The organism is Clostridia bacterium, from assembly GCA_019683875.1.
Classification (GTDB): domain Bacteria; phylum Bacillota; class Sulfobacillia; order RBS10-35; family Bu92; genus Bu92.
Map to the genome: position 1 here is coordinate 1 of JADGHN010000164.1, position 2975 is coordinate 2975.

A 2975-nucleotide genomic window follows, 5' to 3' on the forward strand; every position below is an offset into this window, starting at 1 on the left:
CACAAGGGGATCATCGCCAGCCCGAACTGCTCCACGATCCAGCTGGTCGTCGCGCTCGCGCCGCTCCACCGCGAGGCGGGGCTGCGCTCGGTCACCGTCGCCACGTACCAGGCCGTGTCCGGCTCGGGCGCGGAGGCCATGGAGGAATTGCGCCGCCAGACCGAGGGCTACCTGGCCGGCGAGGAGCCGGCGCCGCACGTCTACCCGAAGCCGATCGCCTTCAACGTGCTGGCGCAGTGCGACCGCTTCCTTGAGGACGGATCCACCCGCGAAGAGATGAAGCTTGTCCAGGAGCCTCGAAAGATTCTCGGCCTGCCCGATCTGGCCGTCACGGCCACGGCCGTGCGCGTTCCCGTCTTCGTCGGCCATTCCGAGGCGGTGTGGGCGCAGTTCGATCGCCCGCTCGACGTCGCGCGGGCGCGGGAGTTGCTGTCGGCGGCGCCCGGCGTCGCCCTGCGGGACGATCCCTTCGCCGGCGTCTACCCGACCCCGCGCGAGGCGGCCGAGCGCGACGAGGTCCTCGTCGGCCGGCTGCGTCCCGATCCCACGAGGGAGAACGGCCTGGCGCTCTGGATCGTCGCCGACAACCTGCGCAAGGGCGCGGCGACGAACGCGGTGCAGATCGCCGAAACGCTCGCGGAGCGGGGGCTGATGTAGTGGAACCCCGCCGTCTGGTCGTGCAGAAGTTCGGCGGCACCAGCGTCGCCACGGCGGACGGGCGCCGCGCCATGGTCGAGCGCGTGCGCGAGCGCCTCGCCGAAGGGCGGCAAGTGGTGGTCGTCGTGTCCGCGATGGGACGCTCTGGCGATCCGTATGCGACGGACACGCTCATCGCCCTCGCGCGGCGCGAGGGACCGGTGGACGCCCGCAACCTGGACCTCCTCATGGCCTGCGGGGAGACGATCGCCGCGGTCGTGGCAGTCGCCGCCCTCGCCCGAGAGGGGATCAAGGCGAACGCCTTGACAGGCGTGCAAGCCGGCGTCATCACCGACGCCCGCCACGGCGACGCCCGCGTGCTGCGCGTGGAACCGGGTGTCATCCTGCGCAACCTGGACGAGGGCGTCGTGCCGGTCGTCACTGGATTCCAAGGGGTGAGCGAGGCGGGGGAGGTGACCACCCTCGGGCGGGGCGGCAGCGACACCACGGCCGCCGCGCTGGGGGCCGCGCTCGCCGCCGACCTCGTGGAGATCTTCACCGACGTCGACGGCATCAAGACGGCCGATCCGCGCATCGTCCCCGACGCGCGGACGTTGGAGACAGTCACGTATGAGGAGGTCTTCCAGATGGCCCACCAGGGGGCCAAGGTGGTGCACCCGCGCGCCGTCGAGCTCGCCATGCGCGCCGGCGTGCCTCTGCGGGTGCGGGACGCGCGCTCGCCGGCGCCCGGCACGCTCATCGCGCGCGCGCCGTCGCCGGAGCGGGAGTGGAGCCGCTACGCGGACGTGGCCACGGGCGTCACGCAGCGGGCGCCCGTCGCGCTGATTCGCGTCGCCGCCGGGGCGGGGGAGGAAGTCCGCGTGTTCCGCCCCGTGGCGGACGCCGGCATCAGCGTCGACCTCGTCAACATCTCGCCGGGGTTGAAGTCGTTCACGGTCGCGCAGGAAGAGGCGGACGCCGTGGAGCGCGTGCTGCGCGAGCACGGCTTCGAGGTCGAGGTCGTCCGCGACTGCGCGAAGGTCTCCATCGTCGGCAGCGGCGTGCACGGCCGTCCGGGCGTCGTGGCGGCAATGGCGGAAGCGCTGAACGAAGCCGGCATCTCCGTCCTTTCCAGCGCGGACTCGCACATCACCGTGAGCTTCCTCGTGCCCCTCGCGCAGATGGAGGACGCCGTCCGCGCGTTGCACCGCAAGTTCGGACTGGCCGGCAAGCCGGCCACACTGCCTGATCTGGAGGGTGGTCCAGCGTGAAGTACGGGACCGTGATCCCGGCGCTCGTCACGCCGTTCTCGCCGGACGGGGAGGTCGACGCGGCGCGCGCCGGGGAGCTCGCGAGCCGTCTCGTGGAACAGGGTGTCGACGGTGTGCTCGTCGGCGGGACGACGGCCGAATCCCCGACGCTCACCGAGGACGAGCGGATGCGCGTTCTGACGGCGGTCCTGGACGCGGTGGGGGACCGCGTGTTCGTCTGGGCCGGGACGGGGACGAACGACACCGCGACGTCCATCGCGTTGACGCGCCGCGCCCAGGCGGCGGGGGCGCACGGCGTGATGCTCGTCACACCGTACTACAACAAGCCTCCTCAGGAGGGGTTGTACCGGCATTTCCGGGCCATCGCCGAGTCGACGGACCTTCCGGTCATGCTGTACAACGTGCCCGGCCGCACCTCGCAGAACATCGCGCCGGAGACGGTGGCGCGGCTGGCGGAACTGCCGAACGTCGTGGCCGTCAAGGAGGCGAGCGGCAACCTGGACCAGGTTTCGGCGATCCGCCAGCTGGCGCCGGATTTGCTCGTGTACAGCGGCGACGACTCGCTGACGCTGCCCATCCTCGCCGTGGGAGGCGTGGGCGTCGTCAGCGTGGCCGCGCACATCGTGCCGGGCGAGCTCGTCCGGCTGGTGCGGCTCTTCGAGGCCGGCGACGTGCGGGCGGCGGAGGCCGTGCACCGGAGGATCTTCCCGCTGTGCAAGGCGCTCTTCGTCACGACGAACCCGATCCCCGTGAAGCTGGCCCTGCGCTTGACCGGATTCGACGTCGGCGGATGCCGGCCGCCGCTCTGTGCGCCGTCGGCTGCCGAGGAGGAGGCGGTTCGGTCGGCCCTCGCGGCGCTCGGCCTCCTGCGCGCTTGAGCGCGCGGCGCTTGCCGCCCCGGCTGCGCGTTGCGTATAATGCGGTTTGACTGTGCTTCGGACGGTCTTTCACGTGCTCGGGTCCGCCGTCCCTGGGACGCCGGGATAGGGACGGTCGTCGACACGATCTTCGCCCTTAGTCGGAGGTGCACATCACGGCAGGCCAGAAGAACGGCCGGGTCCTCCTGCG

At 71.8% G+C, this 2975-nt stretch carries 3 protein-coding genes; all 3 read left to right on the plus strand.

Annotated elements, in window-relative coordinates; genetic code table 11:
• Positions 1 to 657: aspartate-semialdehyde dehydrogenase (locus IRZ18_09360; GenBank protein MBX5477312.1), on the plus strand; the 657-nt coding region annotated here is incomplete at its 5' end.
• The gene (gene dapG, locus IRZ18_09365; protein ID MBX5477313.1) at positions 657 to 1907 is read left to right on the plus strand and encodes an aspartate kinase; all 1251 of its coding nucleotides are present in this window, start codon (positions 657 to 659) and stop codon (positions 1905 to 1907) included. The genes IRZ18_09360 and dapG, both read left to right, overlap by 1 nt.
• Positions 1904 to 2785: a 4-hydroxy-tetrahydrodipicolinate synthase gene (gene dapA, locus IRZ18_09370; protein MBX5477314.1), complete on the plus strand. Its 882-nt coding sequence runs from the start codon at positions 1904 to 1906 to the stop codon at positions 2783 to 2785. The genes dapG and dapA overlap by 4 nt, the downstream gene beginning before the upstream one ends.
• Positions 2786 to 2975 lie beyond the last annotated feature (190 nt).